This window comes from Streptomyces sp. NPDC059850 (genome assembly GCF_042731515.1).
Lineage (GTDB): Bacteria > Actinomycetota > Actinomycetes > Streptomycetales > Streptomycetaceae > Streptomyces.
The window spans coordinates 13,679-36,897 of the sequence record NZ_JBHWJI010000020.1 but is presented as its reverse complement, the minus strand read 5'-3'; the positions used below and the strand labels follow the sequence as shown (position 1 = coordinate 36,897).

Genomic DNA, 23,219 nt, shown 5'->3' with positions numbered 1-23,219 from the left:
GCCGCGCCGAGAGGTGGCTACCGTGGGTGAGGTGACACCAACGCCGACGATCAAAACCGTTGCCGAGGAGGCGGGAGTCTCCCCGGCCTCCGTGTCCCGGGCCCTCAACGGCAATCCGTCCATCGCGCCGGAGATCGTCGAGCGGGTGATGCGGGCCGCCGACGCGGTGGGCTACCGGCCGAACGGGATCGCCCGCAGCCTGCGCACCCGCACCACCAAGGTCATCGCGCTGCTCATCCCCGACATCGGCAACCCGTTCTTCACCGCGGTCGCGCGCGGCGTCACCGACGCCGCCGAGGCGGAGGGCTTCACCGTCCTGCTCTGCAACACCGACGAGGACCCCGAGAAGGAGCGCCGCCACCTCGCCGTGGCCGAGCAGGCCCGGGTGGCCGGGGTCGTGCTGTCCCCGCAGGGCCGGGACACCGACATCTCACGGCTGCGCCAGAGCCATATCCCGGTCGTGGTGATCGACCGCCCGCTGAGCGAGAAGACCGACGCCATCGTGGTGCGCTCCTATCCGGGCGCCCGGGCCGCCACCGCCCACCTCATCGAGCAGGGCTGGTCGCGCCCGGCCTGCGTCACCGGCCCGGTGTCCGCCGACACCGCCCGCGCCCGGCTGCGCGGCTACCGCGCGGCCCTCCGCGACCACCACGGCCTGCGGGAAATCGTCGCGCACGCCGACTTCCGGCAGGACGGCGCGATGCTCGCCGCCCGGGAGCTGCTGTCCCGGGCCGATCCGCCCGACGCGTTCTTCGTCGCCAACGCCCCGATGGCGCTCGGCACCCTGGCCGCCCTCGCCGAACGCGGCCTGCGCGTCGGCTCCGACGTCGGCTTCGTCTCCTTCGACGACGCCCCCTGGGCCCCGTACATGACGCCGCCCATCTCGGTCGTCGCCCAGCCCGCCCACCCCCTGGGCGAGCGCTCGGCGCGGCTGCTGCTGGAAACCCTCCGCGCCCCCGCGGAACGCCCCCCGCGCCGCATCACGCTGTCCCCCACCCTCATCGTCCGCGCCAGCTCGCTACGGCCGCCGCAGGGGTGAGCCGTAGCACCGCGGCTAGCGCTCCGTCAGGAGACCCGGGTCCGGGGTCGGCTCGCCGGTGCGCTGGGTGGGCAGGGGGACCTGGCCCGGCTGGTGGAGGACCACGGTGCGGATCGGGAGCGGGATCTCGATGCCCTCGGCCTGGTAGCGCCGGTGCAGCCGCTTCATGAACTCGTGCTTGATCAGGTACTGGTCGCTGAACTCCAGCGCGCCCAGGAAGACCGAGAAGTCGATGCCGGACTCGCCGAAGGTGTGAAAGCGGATACTCGGCTCAAAATCGACCACGCCACCCGAGACGTCGGCCATCACCTTCGCGGCCACCTCGGCCGTCACCCGCTCGACGTGTTCGAGGTCACTGCGGTACCCGACCCGCACCTGCACCATCACCGACATCTCCTGCCCCGGCTGGTGGTAGTTGGTGGTGATGGTCCCGGCCAGCTTGGCATTGGGGATGATCACGAGGTTGTCGGACAGCTGGCGGATCGTGGTGTTACGCCAGTTGATGTCCACGACGTACCCCTCCTCCCCGCTGCTGAGCCGGATGTAGTGGCCGGGCTGGACCGTCTTGGACGCCAGGATGTGCACGCCCGCGAACAGGTTGGCCAGGGTGTCCTGCAGGGCCAGCGCGACCGCCAGACCGCCCACGCCCAGCGCGGTGAGCAGCGGCGCGATCGAGATGCCCAGGGTCTGGAGCAGGATCAGCACGCCCATCATCAGCACCGCGATGCGGGTGATGTTGACGAAGATGGTGGCGGTGCCCGCCACTCCGGACCGGGACAGCGCCAGCGTCTGCACCAGACCGGCGACCACCCGCGCCGCCGTGACCGTCGTGGCCAGGATCAGCGCCGCGATCACCACCTGGTTGACGGTGTGGCCGACGGTACGGGTCAGCGGCAGCGCCGCGGCCGCTGACGACACGCCCACGGACATCGCCGCCCAGGGGGCCAGGGTGCGCAGCGTGGCGACGATGATGTCGTCCCCGCTCCACCGCGTCCTGCGGGCCCGCTCGCCCAGCCACCGCAGCGCCATCCGCGCCAGCAGTCCGGCCGCCGCGGCGGAGATCAGCGCGGCGCCGACGATGATGATGTCGTGCAGCGTGAGTGCCCGGTTCACCGCTTACCTCCCGACGCCCCGAGGGCGGCGGGCCGCGTCGTCTCCGGCCCGGAGTCCTGTCTGCTGCTCACCTGGTCACCTGTTCGTGCGGAGGATGTGCCGATGGCGTCGCGGCTCGTTCACGCGGCCTCGACGTGACCTGCCATCTTGCCGCATCCCGTCAACACGCTGATGACCGCCCGGCCATGACCGCGAGGACGGAATTGGCTGCTCGTCACAGCATGGACCACGTCGAGAACATGGGCGAACACGGGCATCGCGGGGACCATGGATGACATGGATCTCATTCCGCACGGCCCCACCGAGGACGACCCCAACCCGCTGAACCGGCTCTCCCTCGACCAACTGCGGCGCCGGACCAGCATGAAGTGGCGCACCTACCCGGACGATGTGCTGCCCCTGTGGGTGGCCGAGATGGACGTCCCGCTCGCCGAGCCGGTGGTGCGGGCGGTCGCGGAGGCCATGGCCCTCGGCGACACCGGCTATCCGGCCGGTACGGCGTACGCCGAGGCGCTGGCGGGCTTCGCCCGGGAGTGCTGGGGCTGGGACGGGCTCGCCGTGGACCGTACGGCGATCGTGCCCGATGTGATGCTGGGCGTCGTCGAGGCGCTCAAGCTGATCAGCGGCCCAGGGGACGCGGTGGTGGTCAACTGTCCGGTCTATCCGCCCTTCTACCCGTTCGTGGAGCACCTGGACCGCCGGATCGTGGAGGCGCCGCTGGGCGCGGACCTGCGGCTCGACCTCGCCGCGCTGGAGGACGCCTTCCGGCGCGCAGCCGCCGGTGGCCGACGCGCCGTCTATCTGCTGTGCAGCCCGCACAATCCGACCGGAACCGTGCACACCGCCGGGGAACTGGCCGCCGTCGCCGCGCTCGCCGACCGCCATGGCGTACGGGTCGTGGCCGACGAGATCCACGCGCCCCTGGTGGCCCCGGGGACCGTCTTCACCCCGTATCTGAGCGTGCCCGGCGGGGAGAGCGGACTGTCGCTGATGTCCGCCTCCAAGGGGTGGAACCTCGCCGGGCTGAAGGCCGCGCTGCTCATCGCCGGACCCGCGGCCGCCGAGGACCTGGCGCGCCTACCCGAAGAGGTGGGCCACGGCCCCAGCCACATCGGGGTCATCGCCCACACCGCCGCGCTGCGCGAGGGCGTGGAGTGGCTGGACGCGCTCCTCAAGGGGCTCGATGACAACCGGCGGCTGCTCGCCGATCTGCTGGCCCGGCGACTGCCGGGGGTCCACTACCGGCCGGGTCCGGCGACCTTCCTCGCCTGGCTCGACTGCCGCGCCCTGGACCTGGGCGACGACCCCGCCGCCGTCTTCCTCGACCGGGGCCGGGTGGCCCTCAACTCCGGCTTGCCCTTCGGTACGGGCGGGGCGGGCCACGTCCGGTTCAACCTGGCCACCTCGCCGGAGGTGATCGCCGAGGCGGTACGGCGGATGAGCGTGGCCCTCACCTGACGGCTGCCTTCCGGGCGTACGTCCTCAACCGACGTACGCCCGGATCACGCCACGGTGACGTGTCAGCCGGTCAGGTCCGTGATCCACCAGGCCGCTGCGCTGCCCGGCAGCGTCCCGGGCGGGCAGGAGGTGCTGGCCAGAATGGGCGCTCCGGTGACCGGGGCCGGGACCGCGTGGTCGCTGAAGTTGATCGCGCACACCAGCCCGTCGCCGCGCATGAACGCCAGGACCTCGGGCGGCGACTCCATCCACACCAGCGGGCCCTCGCCCATCTGCGGCAGGCTGCGCCGCAGATACAGCCCCTCGCGGTACAGATGCCAGAACGAGTCGGTGTCGGCCAGCGCCCGGTCGGTGGCGTGTTCGGCGAACCACTCGGGCTGCGGCAGCCACGGCTGGGACGCCGCCTCGCCGGTGGTGAAGCCGAACGGCGAGGCGTGCCCCGACCACGGCAGCGGCACCCGGCAGCCGTCGCGGATGTGCTGACGGCTTCCGGTGCGGTGGAAGATGGGGTCGGTCAGCACCTCGTCCGGCAGGTCGACCACCTCGGGCAGACCCAGCTCCTCGCCCTGGTAGACGTACGCGGCGCCGGGCAGGGCCAGCATCAGCAGGGCGGCGGCGCGGGCCCGGGACGGGCCGAGGCACGCCACCTCGCCGTCACCCGGTTCGCCCGCGTACCGGGTCACGGTGCGGACCTGGTCGTGGTTGTTGAGCACCCAGGTGACGGTGGAGCCGGTGTCGGCGATGTCCCGCATCGCCTCGCTGATCACCTTGCGGAACACGTCCGGGTTCCAGGGGGCGGTGAGCAGGTGGAAGAAGAAGGCCTGGTGGAGTTCGTCGGAACGGACGTACTTGGCCTGCTCCAGCGGCGTCTGTACGGAGACCTCGCCGACCAGCAGCCGGTCGTTGCCGTCGCGGGCCGTGTACTCGTCGCAGATGGCGCGCCAGCGGCGCCACTCGTCGTGGATCTCCGGCTGGTTCCAGGCGAGGGGGTTGACGGAGTCGCGGGTGCGTTCGTCGATGGTGGGGTCGTCGGAGTCGGGCAGGTCGGGGTGTTTGAACAGGCCCGCCGCCACGTCGATGCGGAACCCGTCGACGCCCCGGTCCAGCCAGAACCGCAGCACCTCGTGGAAGTGCTCGCCGACCGACGGCTCACGCCAGTTGAGGTCGGGCTGTTCCGGGGTGAAGAGGTGGAGGTACCACTGGCCCGGGGTGCCGTCGGGTTCGGTGACCCGGCTCCAGGCGGGGCCGCCGAACATGGCGTGCCAGTTGTTCGGCGGCAGTTCGCCGTCCGTACCGCGCCCGTCGGCGAAGTGGAAGCGGGCGCGGGCCGGTCCGCCGGGCCCCTCGGCAAGGGCCGCCTTGAACCAGGCGTGCTCGCTGGAGCAGTGGTTGGGGACGATGTCCATCAGGACCTTCAGCCCGAGCCGGTGGGCGTCGTGCACCAGGCGGTCGAACTCGTCCAGATCGCCGAAGATCGGGTCGACGCCGAGGTAGTCGGCGACGTCGTACCCGTGGTCGTGCTGCGGCGACGGGTAGAACGGGCTGAGCCAGATCCCGTCCACGCCCAGCTTCTTCAGGTACGGCAGCCCCAGCCGGGCCCCGGCGAGGTCGCCGATGCCGTCCCCGGTGCTGTCGAGGAAGCTGCGGAGGTAGATCTGGTAGATCACCGCGTCACGCCACCAGGCGTTCGGTGAGCCCTCCGCGCGGTGCGTGGAGGGGCGGGGCGCCGTGGTGGCCGTAGCGAGGCCCGTTGCCTCGCCACTCGCCGGTATTGCGGTCATCCGGCGCTCATCCGGGGCTGTCATGCGTCCATCCCATTGCTGGTTCGTGCTGGATCTTGCCGTTGCGATTGCTGACGGGAGTCGGCCGGGCAGGGGCGGTCCGGCGCCGTGCGGCAGGGCGTCACGGTCGGCAGCGGGGTGTGCTGCCCGATCGCCGGTGAGGTGCGGCGCGGTTGGCGCGCGGAGGCCCCCGGGGCGGACTCAGATGCCGCGCGGGGCGCGGGTTTTACGGTGGGCCGAGGGGTGGGCCGAACGGCGGGCGGCCGGGGCGGGGGCGGCGTACGGCTCCCCGGCGGGCATGCGGTGCCTCTGACTGCTCACGGACAGGCCCTCTCGTGCGGCACATCACCGTTGATGTATCGATAAAGCACAGTGGCATAAGATGGGGGTGAGCGGCAAGCGATCACGAGAAGCCGGAGCAAACCGGGAGAGCGGATGGCGACGCTGAAGGATGTGGCCCGCACGGCGGGGGTCTCGGTGATGAGCGTCTCCAACGTCCTCAACGACACCGGCCGCTTCTCCGCCACCATGCGCGAACGGGTCCTCCAGGCCGCCGAGGAGGTCGGTTACGCGGGTCCCGACCCGGCCGCCGCCTCGCTCCGGCGCGGACGTACCGGCACCGTCGGGGTCGTGCTGCCCCTCCCGCTGGAGACGGCCTTCGCCGACCCGGCCGCGACCGCCTTCCTGGAGGGCGTGGCCCGCGAGTTCCAGCGCCGCCGCACCACCATGACCCTGCTCGCCCTGCCGCCCGCCGTGGGACCGCTCGCCCGGCATGCCACCGCCCCCGTCCAGCAGGTGGCCGACGCGCCGCTCGCGGCGCTGGAGAAGGCCGTGATCGACGCCGCGCTGCTGTACAGCGTGGAGGAGGACCACCCCGGTCTGGACATCCTGGTCAAGCGCGAACTGCCGGTGCTGGCCGTGGACTCGCCCGGCCATGACACCGGACGTGAGCGCTTCGGCGACGCCTGGGCGGGATTCGTCACCGTCGACGACTTCGGCGGCGCCCGGCGCGCCGCCCGCCATCTGGTCGGCCTCGGCCACCGGCGGGCCGTGATCCTGGTCGACCGGCTCGCCGTTCAGCCCCGGCTCGGCCCGGCCACCTGGCCCCAGGCGCTCGCCACCACCAGCGCGATCCTGCGCCGCCGGCTGCTGGGCTACCGCGACGCGTGGGCAGAGGCGGGGCTGCCGTTCACGGATCTCACCGTCATCGAATGCGGCAGGAACGACATCGCGGCGATTCGTACGGCCGTGCACACCCTGCTCACCGCGCCGGGCCCGCGCCCCACCGCGCTGCTCGCCGTCTCCGACACCCTCGCGCTCGGCGCGTGCGCGGCCGCCCGGGACCATGGCCTCGCCGTGCCCGGGGACCTGGCCGTCATCGGATACGACGACATCCCGGCGGCCGCCACCGCTGTCGTACCCCTGACCACGGTCCATCAGCCCACCGTGGAGAAGGGCGAATCGGCGGCCCGGCTGCTCCTCGATCACACCGACCAGTACACCGAGCACCGCGCCGACCACCGCCCCGATCACGGCGTTCCCACCGCGACGACGGCCGGTGCGGCCGGTGCGCCGCCGGAGCTGCCCACCCGTCTCGTCATCCGCGCCAGCACACCGGCGTGACGCCCGTCGCCCGCTCGAACATCCCGCGCGGCAGCGGGAGTCCGCAGGAAGATCCCCGTTGATCTCTATGGATTTTCGATGATCCCTGCAGATTTCCGTGCAACCATCCTGGGCCATCACATGTCACCTAGACGTCGCAAAAACGCGCCCTAGGGTTACAAGGGGGAAATATGAAGATTTCGCGCTATGTTGCCGCGACCGCGGTCCTGGCTTCCGCCGTCGCGGGCTCCGTGGTCCTGGCCCCGTCCGCTTCGGCGGCGGCCAAGGCCGCGTACAACGGGGCCTGTGGCAGCGGGTACAAGGTGGTGAACTCGGCGCCGATCGGCACCCAGGGCACCGTCTTCCTCACGTACAACTCCGCCAAGGGCAAGAACTGTGTCGTCACCGTCCGCAACTCGACCGGGGCGGCGAAGAACATGTTCGCCTACCTCTACGTGAACGGCTCGGAAGACTCGCAGCTGGACGAAGGCCTGTACACGTCCTACGCAGGCCCGATCTACGACTACGGGCGCGGGAAGTGCGTCGACTGGGCCGGGGGCATCGACAACCAGTCGACCTTCACCTACGGGTCGAACTGCGCGTCTCTCAAGGAGCACCGGGTGACCAAGGGCTGGTAGTCCGCCCGGCCCCGCCCACCGCAGCACCTGAAGCATCACCGTGACGGGTCGCCGCCGCTGCTGGGTCAGCGGCGGCGACGCCGTGTGTTCAACCGGTGTGTTCAACCGGTGTGTTCAACCGGCCGCCGGTGGCGGTGTCACCGTCGCAGCGTGCGCTCGAAGAGCGCCAGCAGCTCCTGCCAGTGCCGGTCCTCCGCGGAGGCGTCGTACATGGCGGTGTCGACCTGGGTGAACCCGTGGTGGGCGCCCTCGTACACCTCGCTGCGGTACCGCACCCCGGCCGCGTCCAGCGCCTCCTCCAGCTCGGCGATCTGGTCCGCCGGAATCGACGAGTCCTGGTCGGCGTGGCCGAAGTACAGCTCCGCCGACACCTCGTCGACGAGCCGGTGCGGGCTGTCCGGGGCGTCCGTCACCAGATGGCCGCCGTGGAAGCTGGCCGCGGCCGCCACCCGCTCGGGGTGGGCCGCCGCGGTGCGCACCGCCAGCACACCGCCCATGCAGTAGCCGACGCTGCCCACGGGACCGTCCGCGACCAGGGGAGAGGCGGCCAGCCAGTCGAGGTAGGCGCCCGCGTCGCGCATCGCCAGCTCGGGAGTGTGCGCCCGCATGAGCGGCCCGAGCCGGTCGAAGATGTCGGTCCGCTGCGAGGGGTCGATGAACTCCGGCAGCTCCACCACGGGCGCCCGGCCCGCCCGGTAGAGGACGTTGGGCACCAGCACCGTGTAGCCGTGTCCGGCGAGGCGCTTCGCCGCCTCCTCGACCGTGGCACGCGGCCCGAAGGCGTCCGGGTACAGCAGGACACCGGGATGCGGGTCCCCGTCGCCGGGATGGGCCACGTAGGCGTCGGCGACTCCGTCGAGGGTGGGGATGTCCAGCGGGGTGCCGTGCACGGAAGCCATGGCCGCACCTTTCTCTCGCGTCGTGGGGCGGCCCCACCGTATCGCTGTGCTCCCGGCACCCCGTGGACCGGCTCAAGTGGCCTGACGGCGATGGCGGCGCCGAGCGGAATTGTCCGAAGTCACCGACCATGCGGTATGCCGATGATGCAATAGCGGTGGAGGTCTGGCCCCCGAGCGGGTCCGGCCTCATGATGCCGCGTTGAGCGGCACATCGCACGTCAGAGGTGGAGGAACGTCATGCACCCAGTCACCGGCTCCCGCGCCACCGGCCCCGCCGCCGGGCGCTCTGCCAGCCGACTGTCTGCCGACAGGGCCCGGGCGCTGCCCCGTATGCCCGCCGCCCGCCCGCCCGTACGCTCGCGGGCCGACCCCGAGGCCGTCGCGCTGCTGCACCGGACCGCCCGCGTCCTCATCGACGAACTGCCCCGGCTGACCGATGAGGTGGTCGCCCTGATGCGGGAGCGAGAACCCGTCTACAACTCCGCGGCCATCGACCCGAACGAGCTGTGGCGGGACGTCAACGACTCGCTGTCCAACAACGTCCGCTCCCTGCTGTACCCCAAGGAGACCCGGGAGACGGCCCGCTCCTGCTCCTGGCGGATCGGCGCCGACCGCGCGGCCCAGGGCCTCCCGCTGGACGCGCTGCTGCACGGCTTCCGCATCGGCTGCACCGTCGTCTGGGACGAACTGGTGGAGTCGGCCTCGCGCGAGGACCCGGTGGGCGCCCGGGGCCTGGTGCATGTGGCGGCCGACATCTGGAACTTCGTCGACGAGCACTGCACGCTCGTCGCCGAGGCGTACCACGAGGTCGGACGGCAGCTCGCCTGGCACCGCGAGAACCGGTTCCGGATCATCATCGAGGCGCTGCTGGACGGCACCGCCCGGGTGAGCGACTTCCCGGAAGCCGAGGAGGTCCTGGGCCTGCCCGAGCAGGGGCGTTACGCGGTCGTCGCGCTGGACCACCCGGGCTCAGGGCCCGCCGCGCCGCGCCCGCCGGAGATCCAGGCCGGTGGCCGTACGGTGTGGCACACCGGGGAGTCCACCGCCCACGCGATCGTCCTCCTCGGGGACGTCCACCCCCAGCAGGTGGCCCGGGGCCTCACCGTCCAGCCCGGCGCCCGGGCCGGGGTCAGCCCCGCCGTCACCGGCCTGGCCTCGGTGAACGTGGCCCGCCAGCTCGCCGATACGGCGCTGCGCGCCTGCCCCGCCACCGGCGAGGCCGCGCTGCTGGAGGAGCACTACCCGGAGGCGCTGGTGGTGTCCTCCCCGGACCTGGCCACCGCGCTCGCCGACCGTATGCTCGGGCCCGTCCTGGCGCTCGAACCCGCCGACCGGGACGTCCTGCTGACGACCCTGACGGCGTGGCTGGACGCGGACGGGTCGGCGCGCGAGGCGGGGCGGGCGCTGTTCTGCCACCGCAACACGGTGCTCAACCGGCTGCGTCGCTACGAGCAGTTGACCGGGCGTACGCTGCACCGCCCGCGCGACGTCGTCGAGTTGTCGCTCGCCCTCGCGGCGCACGGGCTGCTGTCACTCCGACCGGATTCGTGAGAATCCGGTAACGGACCTGTGCGCCACGGGCGCGGGCGGCCAGGAAGAGTGTGGGCGTGCACAACGGCCGTCAGTGGATCATGTGCTTCTGCCACGCGGTACCCCGACGGGCTGTACGGCGGTCCCGGTGAGCTGCTGTCGTGGCGGTTCGTCCCACCCGCGCTGGACGGATCCGCCACGAGGAGCACCACATGTCCGATCACGCATGGGGGCAGACCACACATCCGCGCCCGGTGCGCACCGCCGAGGTCATGCCCCCGCGGCCGCCGGAGGCGACGGGTATGCGCCCCGCCCCGCCCACCGACATCCGTCCGGACCACCGCGGGGAGCGCCGGGCGCGGCGCTCGCCCTGGCGGCGGCCGTGGCCGTGGACGGCGCGGGCCGCGTGCGCCGCGCTGGCCTGCCATCTGGCCGCCGTGGTGGTCAACTGCACCGCCGGTGGAGGGATCGACCTCGGAGCGGGCGGCGGCTTCACGGTGGGCGCCCTGCTGGTGGGCGCCGACGCGGCGGTCCTGGTCACCGTCCTGGTCCGCGCCGAGCGGCGCGGACCTGCCGAGGACACCGGGGAGAGACAGCGATGAGCGGCGGTTTCGAGCCGAGGACCCTGGCGTTCGTCCTGTTCGCCTGCTTTATCGCCGTATCGTTCCTGCTCTGCATCCTGGCGGCCACCGACAGCGACGACCCCTCCGAGTTCTACATCGGCACCGGCAACCTGGGCCCGATGCAGAACGGCCTGGCCATCGCGGGCGACTACATCTCGGCCGCCACCGTCCTCAGCACCACCGGCACCATCGCCATCGCCGGATTCGACGGTGTCCTCATCACCATGTCCACCGTGGTCTCGATCCTGCTGTTCATGCTGGTGATGGCCGGACCCCTGTGCGGACACGGCCGGTACACCCTGGGCGATGTGCTGTCCGAGCGGCTGAGCGAGCGCCCCGCCCGCATCGGCACCGCCGTGCTGGTGCTGGTGGTCACGATGCCGCTGCTCACCGTCCAGCTCAATGGCGCGGGCGACATGATGTCCCTGCTGATCGGCATCCCCGGAGCCGCGTCGGTCACCGGCTGCACCATCTTCATCGGCTCCCTCATGGTGTGCTACGCCGCCCTCGGCGGGATGAAGGGCACCGGCTTCATCCAGATCCTCAAGACCGTGATCCTGCTCGGCGCGTTCATCCTGCTCGCCGTGCTCGTCATCAAGCGCTTCGACTGGAACCCCGCGACCCTCTTCGGCGCGGCGGCCGACAAGAGCGGCTACGGCGACGCCTTCTGGGAGTCCGGCCGCCAGTTCGGCGACTCGGCCACCGGCAAGCTGGAGGTCATCAGCATCCAGCTGACCCTGGCGGTCGGCGCGGCCTGTCTGCCGCACATCACCATGCGGCTCCATCCGATCCGTGGCGTGCGGGCCGCCCGCTCCGCCACGACCTGGGCCGTCGGCGCGGTCGCCGTGCTGGGCGGGCTGATCGTGATCGTCGGCGCGGGTGCCACGGCCATCGTCGGCACCCCGGCGCTGCGCGCCGCCGACCCCACCGGCACCAACTCCCTGCTGCTGCTCACCCGCGCGCTCGACCCGGGGGCCGAGGCGGCCCACCGCAGCCTGCTGTTCACCCTGGTCGCCTGCGCGGTCGTCATCACCACGCTCGCGGCCGTCGCGGGGCTCACCCTCGCCGCCGCGGCCTCCCTCGCCCACGATGTGCTGGCCAAGGTCATGCTCCCGGAGCGGCTCTCCCCGGCCCGCGAACTGGCCGCGGCCCGGGCGGCGATCGTGGGCGTCGGTGTGGTGGCCGTCGCCCTCGCCATGGTGACCCAGCACTGGAACCGGCAGATCCTGATCTCCTTCACCTTCACCGCCGCCGCCTCCGCGCTCCTGCCGGTCCTGCTGTACGGGACGATGTGGCGCGGCTTCACGGTGACCGGAATGCGCTGGGCGATGTACGGCGGTATCGGCCTCACCCTCCTCACGATCGTCTTCTCCCCGGCGGTCTCGGGCGGCGACCTCGCGGTCTTCCCGGACCGCGACTTCCACTGGTTCCCGCTGCGCAACCCGGGCCTGATCACCATCCCGGCGGGCTTCCTGCTGGGCTGGGCCGGCTCCCGCTTCGGCGGGCGGCCGCGTCCCGAGGACCCCTCGCCACGTGGTGAGCAGGGCGGGGATGCGAGGATTTCGCGCCATGGACGAACTGATAGATCTGCTTCCGGCCGGGTGCGTACGGCTCGGCGCCGGGGCGGCGGACTGGCGTGAGGCGATCGCGGTCGCCGGTGGACTCATGGTGGACGCGGGCTTCACCACCGCCGAGTACACCGCGGAGATGATCGCGGGCGTCGAGGAGAACGGGCCGTACATCGTCGTCGCCCCCGGTGTGGCGTTCGCCCATGCCCGGCCCTCTCCCGCCGTCCGCGAGACCGGCATGTCCTGGGTGCGGCTGGCCGAGCCCGTGGAGTTCGGGCACGAGACCAACGATCCGGTCACCCTGGTCGTGGCCCTCGCCGCCACCGACTCGAGCGCCCACACCGCCGCGATGGCGAGCCTGGCCCGGCTGCTCGGCGACCCCGATGCCGCGGCCGCCCTCGCGGCGGCGCCCACCCCCGAGGCGTTGCTCGCCGTGCTGAGCGGCGACGAGAAGCCGGAATCCGCCCCCGCGAAGCCGCGGGCGGCCGGGCCCTCCCAGCACAAGATCCTCACGGTGTGCGGCAACGGCGTGGGCACGAGCCTGTTCCTCAAGAACACCCTGGAACAGGTCCTGGAGGGCTGGGGGTGGTCGGCGTACGTCACCGTGGAGGCCACCGACACCATCTCCGCGAAGGGCAAGGCCTCCGAGGCCGTGGCCCTGCTCACCTCCCGTGAGATCGCCAGGACCCTGGGCGATGTGGGACGGCCGGTGAAGGTGGTTCAGGACTTCACGAGCACCGCGGAGATCGACGCGGTGCTCCGGGACACGTACGACGTCTGACGACGGGAACAGAAGTAGACATCATGGGCTGGCTCGTAACTCCCGCCAAGTTTCTCGTGAACGAGATCCTGAGCGAACCCGCGTATCTGATCGGCATCATCACCGCCATCGGACTCATCGCGATGAAGAAGACCACCGGGCAGATCATCGGCGGCGCCATCAAGGCGACCCTCGGATTTCTGCTCATCGGAGCGGGCGCGGGGCTGGTCACCAGCTCCCTCACCCCGCTGGGCACGATGATCCAGGGCGTCACCGGCGCGCACGGCGTCATCCCGACGAACGAGGCCATCGTCGGCATCGCCCAGGCACAGTTCGGGTCGCGCGTCGCCTGGCTGATGATCCTGGGCTTCGTGGTCAGCCTGCTGCTGGCCCGGTTCACCCCGCTGCGCTATGTGTTCCTGACCGGACACCACATGCTGTTCATGGCCACGCTGCTGACCGTGGTGCTGGCGGGCGCCGGTCAGTCCACCGTCGTCGTGGTGGCGGTGGGCGGTGTGCTGCTCGGCATCATGCTGGTGGCCATGCCCGCGTTCGCCCACCCCTGGACCAAGCGGGTCACCGGCAGCGACACCGTCGCCATCGGCCACTTCGGCACCGCCGGTTACGTGGTGGCGGGCGCGGCCGGGAAGGTGGTCGGCAAACGCAGCCGCAGCACCGAGGAGATGAAGCTGCCCGAGGGGTTGCGCTTCCTGCGCGACTCGATGGTGGCCACGGCCCTGTCGATGCTGTTCATCTACGTCGTGATGGCGGTGCTCTTCCTCGTCAAGGCCGGGCAGCAGAAGGCCTTCAAGGCGTTCGCCACCGGCACCGGAACCGCCGCCACGGACACCGGCAACTATGTGATGCAGTCGGTCATGCAGGGCCTGCAGTTCGGCATCGCGGTCGCGGTCATCCTCTTCGGCGTACGGACCATCCTCGGCGAACTCGTGCCCGCCTTCCAGGGCATCGCGAACAAGGTCGTGCCCGGCGCCCTGCCCGCGCTGGACGCCCCGATCGTCTTCCCGTACGCGCAGAACGCCGTGCTCATCGGCTTCCTCTCCAGCTTCACCGGCGGCCTGGCCAGCCTGGCGCTGCTCACCTGGGTGTTCAACCCGGCGTTCGGTCTCGCGCTGGTCCTGCCGGGCCTGGTGCCGCACTTCTTCACCGGGGGCGCGGCGGGCGTCTACGGCAACGCCACGGGCGGCCGCCGTGGTGCCGCCGTGGGCGCGTTCCTCAACGGTGTGCTCATCACCTTCCTGCCCGCCCTGCTGCTCAAGGTGCTCGGCGCGTTCGGGAAGCAGAACACCACCTTCGGCGACGCCGACTTCGGCTGGTTCGGCGCGCTCATCGGCAACGCGGGCAAGGCCGGTGGCGGGGTGGGCGTCGCCCTCGTCCTGCTGATCGGTCTGGCGGTTCTGGGCGCGGCCGTCCTGGTGCAGAAGCGCGTGGTCGACACGGGCTGGGACCCGGGCGCCGCCCGCGACACCCTGATGCCCCGGGATACGGCGGCGGCCACGGACGCGGGGGCCGGGGACGACCAGGGCCGCAGCGCCTCGTACGCGAAGATCGCCCCGCCCGCGGGCGCCCCCGTGCCCCCGCCACCGCCCCGGTGACGCACGGGCCTACCGGCTGACGTACTCCCGCAGATGGGTGGCCGTCAGCGACGTACCGGAGGCCACCAGGTCGGCGGGCGTCCCGGTGAACACCACCCGGCCGCCGTCCTGGCCCGCCCCCGGGCCCAGGTCGACGATCCAGTCCGCGTGAGCCATCACCGCCTGGTGGTGCTCGATGACGACGACCGTGTTGCCGTCGTCCACGAGCCGGTCGAGCAGCCCGAGCAACTGGTCCACATCGGCCAGATGCAGCCCGGTCGTCGGCTCGTCCAGCACATACGTCGTACCGTTCTTCGCCATGTGGATGGCGAGCTTGAGCCGCTGCCGCTCACCGCCGGAGAGGGTGGTGAGCGGCTGGCCGAGCCCCAGATAGCCGAGGCCCACCGCCATCAGCCGGTCGAGGATCACCCGCGGCAGTCCGGTGGTGAAGAACTCCCTGGCCTCGGCCACCGGCATGGCGAGCACATCGCCGATGCTGCGCCCGCGCAGCCGGTACGCCAGCACCTCCGCCTTGAACCGCTTGCCCTCGCACTCCTCGCACACCGACGCCACCTCGGCCATCATCGCGAGATCGGTGTAGGTCAGGCCGATGCCCTTGCAACGCGGGCACGCGCCCTCCGAGTTGGCGCTGAACAGCCCCGGCTTCACCTTGTTGGCCTTGGCGAACGCCGACCGGATCGGGTCCAGCAGCCCCGTGTAGGTGGCCGGGTTGCTGCGGCGTGAGCCACGGATCGCCGACTGGTCGGCCACGATCACCCCGTCCCGCCCGCCGAGCGAGCCATGGATCAGGGAACTCTTGCCGGACCCGGCGACCCCGGTGACGACGGTGAGCACCCCGAGGGGGATGTCCACGCTCACATCCCGCAGATTGTGCAGCCGGGCGCCGCTGATCGGCAGCTGGCCACGGGGGTCACGCACCTTGTCGCGCAGGCTCACCCGGTGGCCGAGATAGTCGCCGGTCAGGGTTCCGGAGGCCCGCAGCCCGGCCAGATCGCCCGCGTAACAGATCTGCCCGCCCGCCGCACCGGCTCCGGGGCCCAGATCCACCACATGGTCGGCGATCAGGATCGTCTCCGGTTTGTGCTCCACCACCAGCACCGTGTTGCCCTTGTCGCGCAGCTGCAGCAGCAGGGCGTTCATGCGGCTGATGTCATGCGGATGCAGGCCCACGGTGGGCTCGTCGAAGACGTACGTCACATCCGTCAGACTCGAACCGAGGTGGCGGACCATCCGCACCCGCTGTGCCTCGCCACCGGAGAGCGTGCCGGACTCCCGGTCCAGGCTCAGATACCCGAGGCCGATCTCGACCAGCGAGTCCAGCGTGTCGCGGAGGGTTTCCAGCACCGGCCCGACCGCGTCGTGCCGGATGTCCCCGACGAACGCGGCCAGATCGCTGATCTGCATCGCCGAGCACTCCGCGAGGGTGCGGCCGTCGACCGTACAGGACCGGGCGGCCTCGTTCAGCCGGGAGCCGTCACAGTCGGGGCAGCGGGCGAGCGCGACCGCCCGGTCCGCGAACGCGCGCACCTGGGATTGCATCGCCTCCCGGTCCTTGCCCAGGTACAGCCGCCTGACCTTGGTGACCAGCCCCTCGTACGTCAGGTTGTTCTTGCCCACCTTGATCTTGGTCGCGGGCTTGTGCAGGAAGTCCCGCCACTGCTCGGGGGTGTAGTCCCGCAGCGGGGCATCGGGGTCGAAAAGGCCGGAGTGCGCAAAAAGCTGCCAGTACCACGTGTCCACCCCGAATCCGGGGGCGGTGATCGCCCCCTGGTTCAACGACCGCTCCCGGTCGACCAGTTGGCCGATGTCGATCTCCGACACCCGGCCCAGCCCCTCGCACCGCGGACACATGCCCTCGGCCGTGTTGAAGCTGAACGCGAGCGGCGGGCCCACATACGGGGTGCTGATCCGGCTGAACAGGATCCGCAGCATGGTGTGGGCGTCGGTGGCGGTGCCCACGGTGGAACGGGAGTTGGCGCCCATGCGCTCCTGGTCGACGATGATGGCGGCGCTGAGGTTGCGCAGCGCGTCGACGTCGGGGCGGCCGAGCGTCGGCATGAAATTCTGGACGAACGCCGTGTAGGTCTCGTTGATCAGCCGCTGTGACTCCGCGGCGACGGTGTCGAAGACGAGCGAGGACTTGCCGGATCCGGAGACTCCGGTGAAGACGGTGAGCCGCCGCTTGGGTATATCGAGGGAAACTTCCCGCAGATTGTTCTCCCTGGCCCCGCGGACCTGAATCACATCGTGTGCGTCCGCGGCATGGTGGTGCCGAACATCGTCCCTGTCACTGACATCCATGCCTTCAAGTGTTTCATTGAAGTACCGCGTAGAGACTTTTCGCCATCGCGGGCCAGCTTGACGGGGAGTGAGGGCGGAAAACCCTCAACTCGCCGTACACACCTTGCGGATAGAGTCACCCCATGAGCCGTCCCACCACCAGCCCGGAAACACCGCTGCGCCCCATCGACCTGGCACGCTCGGCCGGAATCTCCACCCAGCAGATCCGCAACTACGTCGACGCGGGCGTCCTGCCCCGGGCCGCCCGTACCCCGGCCGGTTACCGCAAGCTCGACACCCGCCACCGCCGGGCGCTGGCCACGTACGACGCGCTCGTCCCCGGGTACGGATCGCACACCGCCCGGGAGGTCATGCGGGCGGTCCACGCCGATGACGTACCCCTCGCGCTCGGCCTCGTGGACGCCGCCCACGCGGCCCTGCACGACCAGCGGCTGTCCCTGCGGGCAGCGGGCGAGGCGCTCGAAGCGGTCGCCGGGCAGACCCCGGAGGCCCTGGACGTGCCCCGGGGTGGCCTGCGCATCGGCGAGGTGGCCGCGTATCTCGGTGTCCGCACCTCCGCGCTCCGGGTGTGGGAGTCCGCCGGGCTGCTGGTCCCCAAGCGGGAGCGCGGCACCCGCTACCGCACCTATCGCCCGGCCGACGTCCGGGACGCCCGGATGATCCATATGCTGCGGCAGGACCGCTATCCCCTCGACCGGATCCGGCCCGTGCTGGAGGGGCTGCGCCACACGGGCAGCAGCGACGCGCTGCGCGAGGTCATCGCCGAGCGCCGGGAGGGGCTGACCCGGCGCACCACGGCCATGCTCGAAGGCGCCGGTCAGCTGCACCGGTACCTCACCGGAAAACAGTGCGCCGAGGAGCGATGAGTTTGCCGCGCGGCGCCGGTCGGTACAGGTAAACACTCCCACCCGTAGGAGGCACCGATGGCCAGCGACGGATTCACCACCTGTCTGTGGTTCGACGGCCGGGCCGAAGAGGCGGCGCAGCACTACGTATCGATCTTCAAGGACGGCAAGGTCGGGCGGACCGTCCGCTACAACGAGGCCGGTCCCGGCACCCCCGGCTCGGTGCTGACCGTGGATTTCGAGGTCAACGGCCAGAAGTTCGTCGGGCTCAACGGCGGGCCGGAGTTCACGTTCAACGAGGCCATCTCGTTCCAGATCCACTGCGCGGACCAGGAAGAGGTCGACTACTACTGGAACCGGCTCCTGGAGGGCGGCGGCCAGGAGCTCCAGTGCGGCTGGGTGAAGGACAAGTTCGGGGTGTCCTGGCAGGTCGTCCCCGACGTGCTCATCGAGATGATCGCCGACTCCGACCCGGCGAAGGCGAAGCGCGCCATGGACGCCATGATGCCGATGGTCAAGCTGGACATCGCCGCACTGCGGAAGGCGTACGCGGGGGAGTAGCCGGCCGCCGCTCCCACCCGCCCCTCCCCGCGCGCGGAGGAGGGGCGGGGGCATCCCGTGGCGCGAACAGGACCTACGGGCGGGCCAGGTCTCCCGGATCGGTGTTGGCCCCGCACAGCAGCACCGCCACCTTCTCGCCGGGCCGGGGCTCGTACGCCCCCGACCGCACCGCCGCGAGCGCCGTCGCCGCGGCGTGCTCCACCGCGATCCGGCGCTCGTCCCACAGGGCCTGCCGCGCCGAGACGATCGCCTCGTCGGACACCAGTACCGACCGCACCCCGTCCCTGCGCGCCCACTCCAGCGCCATCGGGGACGCACGCCGCGCCCCCAGCGAGTCCGCCGCGACCGAATCCACCGGGACGTCGACCACCGCCCCCGCCTCCAGCGCCGCGTTCAGCGCGCGCGAACCGTGCGGCTCCACAGCCACCACTCCGACGCCGTGCGCCAGCGCGGACACCGCGACCCCGGTGAACAGCCCGCCGCCACCGACCGACACCACCACCGTGTCCAGCTCCGGGCGGCACCGCAGGATCTCCTCCAGCACGGTGCCCGCACCGGCCGCGATCAGCGGATGGTCGTAGGCGTGCGACTCCAGCGCGCCGGTCTCGGCGGCGTACGCGCGCGAGGCGTCCAGCGCCTCGGCGTACTCCCGGCCGACCTGGCGTACGTCCGCCCCGAGCGCCCGCAGCCTGCCCACCTTGACGGCGGGCGCCGTCTCGGGCACGAACACCGTGGCGGTCACGGAGTGCCGGGCCGCCGCCCAGGCGCACGCCAGCCCGGCGTTGCCACCGGAGGCGATGACGACACCCGCGTCCGGAACGGTGCCCGCCGCGACATGGCCGCCGATGAAGTTGAACGCCCCGCGCGCCTTGAAGGAGCCGGTGTGCTGGAGGAATTCCAGGGCCAGCCAGCCCTCGGCCTTGCCGAGGGCCCCGTCGTCCACCGGGGCGAGCGCGACGGGCCGGATGTGCCCCGCGACGCGTCGCGCCGCGGCCTGTACGTCTTGATGAGTGACCACGAGATACACTGTAACAACCGCTGTAACGTCGCGTCGCGTGAGAAAGTATGTGCCCGTGAGGAAGAAGCGGACCGTGGCCGAACCACCCGCCCCGGACGCCATCGCGGTGGCGGCCCTGGCGGTCATCGACGAGGAGGGCCCCGAGGCCCTGAGCTTCCGGGCGGTGGCCCAGCGGCTCGACGTCTCGCACGCCACGGTCTTCCGCCGCTGCGGCGACTTCGACGGACTGCTGAACGTCTGCGCCGACCACCTGGCCACGCTGCTGCCTCACGTACCGCAGGACACCGACTGGGCCGCCGCCACCGAGACCCGCTTCACCGCGCTCTACGAGGTACTCCTCCGGCACCCGGGTCTCGCGGCGCTGCGCGCGGGCCGCTCCTGGTTCGGCCCGCAGCTGCTGAGCCGCCTGGTCGAGCCGCAGCTCGCCCAGAGCGTCGCCGCCGGGATGACACCGGCGGCGGCCATCCAGGTCTACCGGCGGCTGTATCTGCTCACCCTCGGCGCCGTCGCCTTCGTCGACCACCAGGACGGGAAGCGGGCCCTGGCCACGGCACGCACGGCGCTCGCCGCGCTGGACCCCGAGGAGTTCCCGGTGCTGACGGGCCAGCGGGACGTGGTGCTGCCCGCCCTGACCGACCACGACGTCTACTACGACGGGCTGCGCCAGCTGATCCGCGCCGCGGCCGCCGAACACCTCGGCTGACACACCCTCGGGCGCGTGGTCTCAGCCGAGCGCCCGCAGCCAGGCGATCAGCAGCCGGTTGACCTCCTCGGCCCGCTCCTGCTGTACCCAGTGGCCACAGCCGTCCAGGAGGTGCGAGGACATCAGCCCGGGGAGGGTGGTGGGGTACGCCTCGATGGCGTCGGCCAGCCAGCCGAGCGAGGCGTCCCGCTCTCCGGCCAGGAACAGCGAGGGCTGGGTGAGCGGCGCCCCGTCCCAGGCCGCGAGATCCTCCCAGTCGCGGTCGGCGTTGCGGTAGCGGGCCAGCGCCCCGGCAATACCGGTCCGCTCGAACTCGGCGGCGCAGGTGTCGAGATCGGTCTCGGTGAGCCAGGACGGCGGCGGGCCGTCCGGGAAGCGGTCCCGCATCCGTCCGCCCCGAGGGACGAAGAAGGGGCCGCCGCCACCGGGCGGGGGCGCGGTGTCACCCGAGAGCGCGGCGTAGAACCCGGCGAGCCAGCCGCGCACATCGGGCTCGATCTCCGCCTCGGCCCGGCCGGGCTGCTGGAAGTAGCTGACGTAGAACTCCTCGTCCCCGCCGATCCGCGCGAAGATCTCGCTGGGCCGAGGGCCGCCCCGGGGCGCGTACGGCACGCCCAGCAGCCCCACGGCGGTGAACACATCGGGCCTGAGCAGCGCGGAGTTCGCGGCGATGGGGGAGCCCCAGTCGTGGCCCACGACCACCGCGGTCTCCTCGCCGAGGGCACGGACCACGCCGACGTTGTCGCCGACATGGGCGAGCATGCGGTACGCCGCCACATCACGCGGCGCGGAGGAGCGGCCGTAGCCGCGTACGTCGAGGGCCACCGCGCGGTATCCGGCCGCGGCGAGCGCGGGGAGCTGGTGGCGCCAGGAGTGCCAGGTCTCGGGGAAGCCGTGGAGCAGGAGGACCAGCGGGCCGGAGCCCGCCTCCACCACATGGATACGGGCGTCCGGAACGTCGACCAACCGGTGGTGCATGGATCCTCCCTGAGCCGCCTGGGCCTTTCGGCCCGCTACGTCACGATCATGCGGCGGCGGCCGGGGAGATACGGAGAGTATTTGCCGCTTTGGCAAAAGCCGGGCGGAAACGCCCCGGGCGGGCCGTGATGACGGCCCGCCCGGGGTGTGGCTCACAGGGTGCTGATCACAGGGTGCTGATCACAGCGTCTGCTCCAGGCGGCCCGCCATCAGCTTGATGAAGCGCGACGGGTCGCTCAGCTCCCCGCCCTCGGCGAGCAGGGCCATCCCGTAGAGGAGTTCGGCCGTGTCCGCGAGACCCTGGTCCTCCGCGCGCTCACCATGGGCCGTGCGCAGACCGCTGACCAGCGGATGCGTGGGGTTCAGCTCCAGGATGCGCTTGATCTGGGGCACGTTCTGCCCCATCGCGCGGTAGATGTTCTCCAGCGCCGGAGTGACATCGTGGGTATCGCCGACGATGCAGGCGGGGGAGGTGGTGAGGCGGGAGGACAGCCGCACCTCCTTGACCTGCTCGCTCAGCGTCGTCGTCATCCAGGACAGCAGATCGGCGAAGTCCTTCTTCTGCTGCTCGCGCTCGGGCCCGTTCTCGCCCGCCTCGTCCTCGCCGTCGAGGTCGACCTGCCCCTTGGCGACCGAGCGCAGCTGCTTGCCCTCGAACTCGGGAACGGCGTCGACCCACAGCTCGTCGATCGGGTCGGTGAGGACCAGCACCTCGTACCCCTTGGCCTGGAAGGCCTCCATATGGGGCGAGTTCTCGACGAACGAGCGCGACTCGCCCGTCAGGTAGTAGATGTGCTCCTGACCCTCCTTCATCCGCTCCACGTAACTCCGGAGCGTGGTCGGCTGCTCCGCGTCGTGCGTCGAGCCGAACGAGGAGACCTCCAGGATCGCGTCCCGGTTCTCGAAGTCGCCCAGCAGCCCTTCCTTGAGGACGCGGCCGAACTCCTGCCAGAACGTCGCGTACCGCTCGGCGTTGTCGGACATCATGTCCTTCACCGTCGACAGCACCTTCTTGACCAGCCGGCGGCGCATCAGCTGGATCTGACGGTCCTGCTGAAGGGCCTCGCGCGAGACATTCAGCGAAAGGTCGGCGGCGTCGACGACACCCTTGACGAAGCGCAGGTATTCCGGCATGAGCGCTTCGCAGTCGTCCATGATGAAGACGCGCTTGACGTAGAGCTGCACACCCCGCTTGCGGTCCTGCATATACAGGTCCTGCGGTGCGCGGGAGGGAATGAACAGCAGCGACTGGTATTCGAAGGTGCCCTCCGCCTGCATGCGGATGGTCTCGAGCGGGCCGGTCCAGTCGTGGCTGATGTGCTTGTAGAACTCGCTGTATTCCTCGTCGGTGACCTCGCCCCGCGGGCGGGCCCACAGCGCCTTCATCGAGTTGACGGTCTCGAGTTCCGGTGCCCCGCCGTCGTCGGGCGTGCTGTCGTCCTCGGACGAGGCGGCGGGGGCTTCACCGGCCATCCGGATCGGCCAGGTGATGAAGTCCGAGTACCGCTTGACGATTTCCCGGATCTTCCACGGGGAGGAGTAGTCGAAGAGGTGGTCCTCGGCGTCCTCGGGCTTGAGCCGCAGGGTGACCGCGGTGCCCTGGGGCGCGTCCTCGACCGCTTCGATGGTGTACGTGCCTTCGCCGCTGGACACCCAGCGGGTGCCCGCGCTCTCACCCGCGCGCCGGGTCAGCAGCGTCACCTCGTCGGCGACCATGAAGCTGGAGTAGAAACCGACCCCGAACTGCCCGATCAGATCCTGTGAGGCCGCAGCGTCCTGCGACTCCTTCAGCTCCTTGAGGAATTTCGCGGTGCCGGAGTTCGCGATCGTCCCGATGAGCTGCACCACGTCCTCGTGGGACATGCCGATGCCGTTGTCACGGACGGTCAGTGTGCGCTGTTCCTTGTCGACGTCCAGCGCGATATGGAGATCGGAGGTGTCCGCCTCCAGTTCCCCGTCCCGGAGGGATTCCAGCCGCAGCTTGTCCAGGGCGTCGGAGGCGTTGGAGATGAGCTCCCGCAGAAAGACATCCTTGTTCGAGTAGATCGAATGGATCATCAGCTGCAAGAGCTGGCGTGCCTCGACCTGAAACTCGAATGTCTCTACCCCTGTAGTCACCTGATTCCCCTCATGCGATAAGTGTGCGACGCGGTCAAGTCCGTTGCGTCGCCGGAATCTTATCGAAGAGG

At 71.1% G+C, this 23,219-nt stretch carries 19 protein-coding genes; 12 read left to right on the top strand and 7 right to left on the bottom strand.

Annotated elements, in window-relative coordinates; translation table 11 throughout:
* Window positions 1-31 precede the first annotated feature (31 nt).
* Complete coding sequence (locus ACFV9T_RS18570; protein WP_385441489.1) at window positions 32-1,039, top strand: LacI family DNA-binding transcriptional regulator; 1,008 nt, start codon at window positions 32-34, stop codon at window positions 1,037-1,039.
* 15 nt (window positions 1,040-1,054) lie between these two features.
* On the opposite strand, the gene ACFV9T_RS18565 is transcribed toward ACFV9T_RS18570, so the two are convergent.
* Entirely contained in the window at window positions 1,055-2,152 is a 1,098-nt protein-coding gene (locus ACFV9T_RS18565; RefSeq protein ID WP_385441488.1) for a mechanosensitive ion channel family protein, read from the bottom strand.
* 276 nt (window positions 2,153-2,428) lie between these two features.
* On the opposite strand from ACFV9T_RS18565, the gene ACFV9T_RS18560 reads away from it, so the two are divergent.
* Window positions 2,429-3,610: a MalY/PatB family protein gene (locus ACFV9T_RS18560; RefSeq protein ID WP_385441486.1), complete on the top strand. Its 1,182-nt coding sequence runs from the start codon at window positions 2,429-2,431 to the stop codon at window positions 3,608-3,610.
* Between the two features lie 62 nt (window positions 3,611-3,672).
* On the opposite strand, the gene ACFV9T_RS18555 is transcribed toward ACFV9T_RS18560, so the two are convergent.
* Window positions 3,673-5,391, bottom strand: coding sequence for a glycoside hydrolase family 13 protein (locus tag ACFV9T_RS18555; RefSeq protein WP_385441484.1), 1,719 nt, complete (start codon window positions 5,389-5,391; stop codon window positions 3,673-3,675).
* 435 nt (window positions 5,392-5,826) lie between these two features.
* On the opposite strand from ACFV9T_RS18555, the gene ACFV9T_RS18550 reads away from it, so the two are divergent.
* Window positions 5,827-7,014 (top strand): LacI family DNA-binding transcriptional regulator, encoded by a 1,188-nt coding sequence (locus ACFV9T_RS18550; RefSeq protein ID WP_385441482.1) that lies wholly within the window; start codon window positions 5,827-5,829, stop codon window positions 7,012-7,014.
* 170 nt (window positions 7,015-7,184) lie between these two features.
* Window positions 7,185-7,631, top strand: a complete 447-nt coding sequence (locus tag ACFV9T_RS18545; protein WP_009720338.1) for a hypothetical protein — start codon at window positions 7,185-7,187, stop codon at window positions 7,629-7,631.
* Between the two features lie 137 nt (window positions 7,632-7,768).
* On the opposite strand, the gene ACFV9T_RS18540 is transcribed toward ACFV9T_RS18545, so the two are convergent.
* Window positions 7,769-8,530: a dienelactone hydrolase family protein gene (locus ACFV9T_RS18540; RefSeq protein WP_385441480.1), complete on the bottom strand. Its 762-nt coding sequence runs from the start codon at window positions 8,528-8,530 to the stop codon at window positions 7,769-7,771.
* Window positions 8,531-8,767: 237 nt separating this feature from the next.
* Between ACFV9T_RS18540 and ACFV9T_RS18535 the strand changes: the two genes are divergently transcribed.
* The 5 genes from ACFV9T_RS18535 (at window position 8,768) to ACFV9T_RS18515 (ending at window position 14,624) form a co-directional block, all read left to right on the top strand.
* The gene (locus ACFV9T_RS18535; RefSeq protein WP_385441479.1) at window positions 8,768-10,081 is read left to right on the top strand and encodes a PucR family transcriptional regulator; all 1,314 of its coding nucleotides are present in this window, start codon (window positions 8,768-8,770) and stop codon (window positions 10,079-10,081) included.
* Between the two features lie 191 nt (window positions 10,082-10,272).
* Window positions 10,273-10,662 carry a hypothetical protein gene (locus ACFV9T_RS18530; RefSeq protein WP_385441476.1) on the top strand — a complete coding sequence of 130 codons (390 nt, stop codon included), beginning with the start codon at window positions 10,273-10,275 and terminating at the stop codon, window positions 10,660-10,662.
* A complete protein-coding gene (locus ACFV9T_RS18525) occupies window positions 10,659-12,323 on the top strand; it encodes a cation acetate symporter (protein ID WP_385441474.1) in 1,665 nt (554 codons plus the stop codon). Before ACFV9T_RS18530 ends, ACFV9T_RS18525 begins: the two co-directional genes overlap by 4 nt.
* A complete protein-coding gene (locus ACFV9T_RS18520) occupies window positions 12,253-13,032 on the top strand; it encodes a PTS sugar transporter subunit IIA (RefSeq protein ID WP_385441472.1) in 780 nt (259 codons plus the stop codon). The genes ACFV9T_RS18525 and ACFV9T_RS18520 overlap by 71 nt, the downstream gene beginning before the upstream one ends.
* Before the next feature lie 23 nt (window positions 13,033-13,055).
* Window positions 13,056-14,624 carry a PTS ascorbate transporter subunit IIC gene (locus tag ACFV9T_RS18515; RefSeq protein ID WP_385441470.1) on the top strand — a complete coding sequence of 523 codons (1,569 nt, stop codon included), beginning with the start codon at window positions 13,056-13,058 and terminating at the stop codon, window positions 14,622-14,624.
* A 9-nt stretch (window positions 14,625-14,633) separates the two neighbouring features.
* Here the strand turns inward: ACFV9T_RS18515 and ACFV9T_RS18510 are convergent, their stop codons facing one another.
* On the bottom strand, window positions 14,634-16,925 hold the full coding sequence (locus ACFV9T_RS18510; protein WP_385441467.1) for an ATP-binding cassette domain-containing protein: 2,292 nt from the start codon (window positions 16,923-16,925) through the stop codon (window positions 14,634-14,636).
* Window positions 16,926-17,047: 122 nt separating this feature from the next.
* Between ACFV9T_RS18510 and ACFV9T_RS18505 the strand changes: the two genes are divergently transcribed.
* Together ACFV9T_RS18505 and ACFV9T_RS18500 are read left to right on the top strand one after the other, a co-directional pair.
* Window positions 17,048-17,791, top strand: a complete 744-nt coding sequence (locus ACFV9T_RS18505; RefSeq protein ID WP_385441465.1) for a MerR family transcriptional regulator — start codon at window positions 17,048-17,050, stop codon at window positions 17,789-17,791.
* 57 nt (window positions 17,792-17,848) lie between these two features.
* Entirely contained in the window at window positions 17,849-18,331 is a 483-nt protein-coding gene (locus tag ACFV9T_RS18500; protein WP_385441462.1) for a VOC family protein, read from the top strand.
* Window positions 18,332-18,404: 73 nt separating this feature from the next.
* Here ACFV9T_RS18500 and ACFV9T_RS18495 read toward each other — a convergent pair whose 3' ends face one another.
* Entirely contained in the window at window positions 18,405-19,349 is a 945-nt protein-coding gene (locus tag ACFV9T_RS18495; RefSeq protein WP_385441460.1) for a serine/threonine dehydratase, read from the bottom strand.
* A 73-nt stretch (window positions 19,350-19,422) separates the two neighbouring features.
* Here ACFV9T_RS18495 and ACFV9T_RS18490 point away from each other — a divergent pair, with 73 nt between their 5' ends.
* Window positions 19,423-20,052 carry a TetR/AcrR family transcriptional regulator gene (locus ACFV9T_RS18490; protein WP_385441457.1) on the top strand — a complete coding sequence of 210 codons (630 nt, stop codon included), beginning with the start codon at window positions 19,423-19,425 and terminating at the stop codon, window positions 20,050-20,052.
* 21 nt (window positions 20,053-20,073) lie between these two features.
* Here ACFV9T_RS18490 and ACFV9T_RS18485 read toward each other — a convergent pair whose 3' ends face one another.
* Window positions 20,074-21,030, bottom strand: a complete 957-nt coding sequence (locus tag ACFV9T_RS18485) for an alpha/beta fold hydrolase (protein ID WP_385441455.1) — start codon at window positions 21,028-21,030, stop codon at window positions 20,074-20,076.
* Between the two features lie 180 nt (window positions 21,031-21,210).
* Window positions 21,211-23,148, bottom strand: coding sequence for a molecular chaperone HtpG (gene htpG, locus ACFV9T_RS18480; protein WP_385441454.1), 1,938 nt, complete (start codon window positions 23,146-23,148; stop codon window positions 21,211-21,213).
* Window positions 23,149-23,219 lie beyond the last annotated feature (71 nt).

Bases quoted from the DNA above. Each gene is read 5' to 3' on its own strand.
- ACFV9T_RS18560 (WP_385441486.1), top strand. From the start codon at position 2,429: ATGGATCTCATTCCGCACGGCCCCACCGAGGACGACCCCAACCCGCTG.
- ACFV9T_RS18555 (WP_385441484.1), bottom strand. From the start codon at position 5,391: ATGACCGCAATACCGGCGAGTGGCGAGGCAACGGGCCTCGCTACGGCC.
- ACFV9T_RS18550 (WP_385441482.1), top strand. From the start codon at position 5,827: ATGGCGACGCTGAAGGATGTGGCCCGCACGGCGGGGGTCTCGGTGATG.
- ACFV9T_RS18545 (WP_009720338.1), top strand. From the start codon at position 7,185: ATGAAGATTTCGCGCTATGTTGCCGCGACCGCGGTCCTGGCTTCCGCC.
- ACFV9T_RS18540 (WP_385441480.1), bottom strand. From the start codon at position 8,530: ATGGCTTCCGTGCACGGCACCCCGCTGGACATCCCCACCCTCGACGGA.
- ACFV9T_RS18535 (WP_385441479.1), top strand. From the start codon at position 8,768: ATGCACCCAGTCACCGGCTCCCGCGCCACCGGCCCCGCCGCCGGGCGC.
- ACFV9T_RS18530 (WP_385441476.1), top strand. From the start codon at position 10,273: ATGTCCGATCACGCATGGGGGCAGACCACACATCCGCGCCCGGTGCGC.
- ACFV9T_RS18525 (WP_385441474.1), top strand. From the start codon at position 10,659: ATGAGCGGCGGTTTCGAGCCGAGGACCCTGGCGTTCGTCCTGTTCGCC.
- ACFV9T_RS18520 (WP_385441472.1), top strand. From the start codon at position 12,253: ATGGACGAACTGATAGATCTGCTTCCGGCCGGGTGCGTACGGCTCGGC.
- ACFV9T_RS18515 (WP_385441470.1), top strand. From the start codon at position 13,056: ATGGGCTGGCTCGTAACTCCCGCCAAGTTTCTCGTGAACGAGATCCTG.
- ACFV9T_RS18510 (WP_385441467.1), bottom strand. From the start codon at position 16,925: ATGGATGTCAGTGACAGGGACGATGTTCGGCACCACCATGCCGCGGAC.
- ACFV9T_RS18505 (WP_385441465.1), top strand. From the start codon at position 17,048: ATGAGCCGTCCCACCACCAGCCCGGAAACACCGCTGCGCCCCATCGAC.
- ACFV9T_RS18500 (WP_385441462.1), top strand. From the start codon at position 17,849: ATGGCCAGCGACGGATTCACCACCTGTCTGTGGTTCGACGGCCGGGCC.
- ACFV9T_RS18485 (WP_385441455.1), bottom strand. From the start codon at position 21,030: ATGCACCACCGGTTGGTCGACGTTCCGGACGCCCGTATCCATGTGGTG.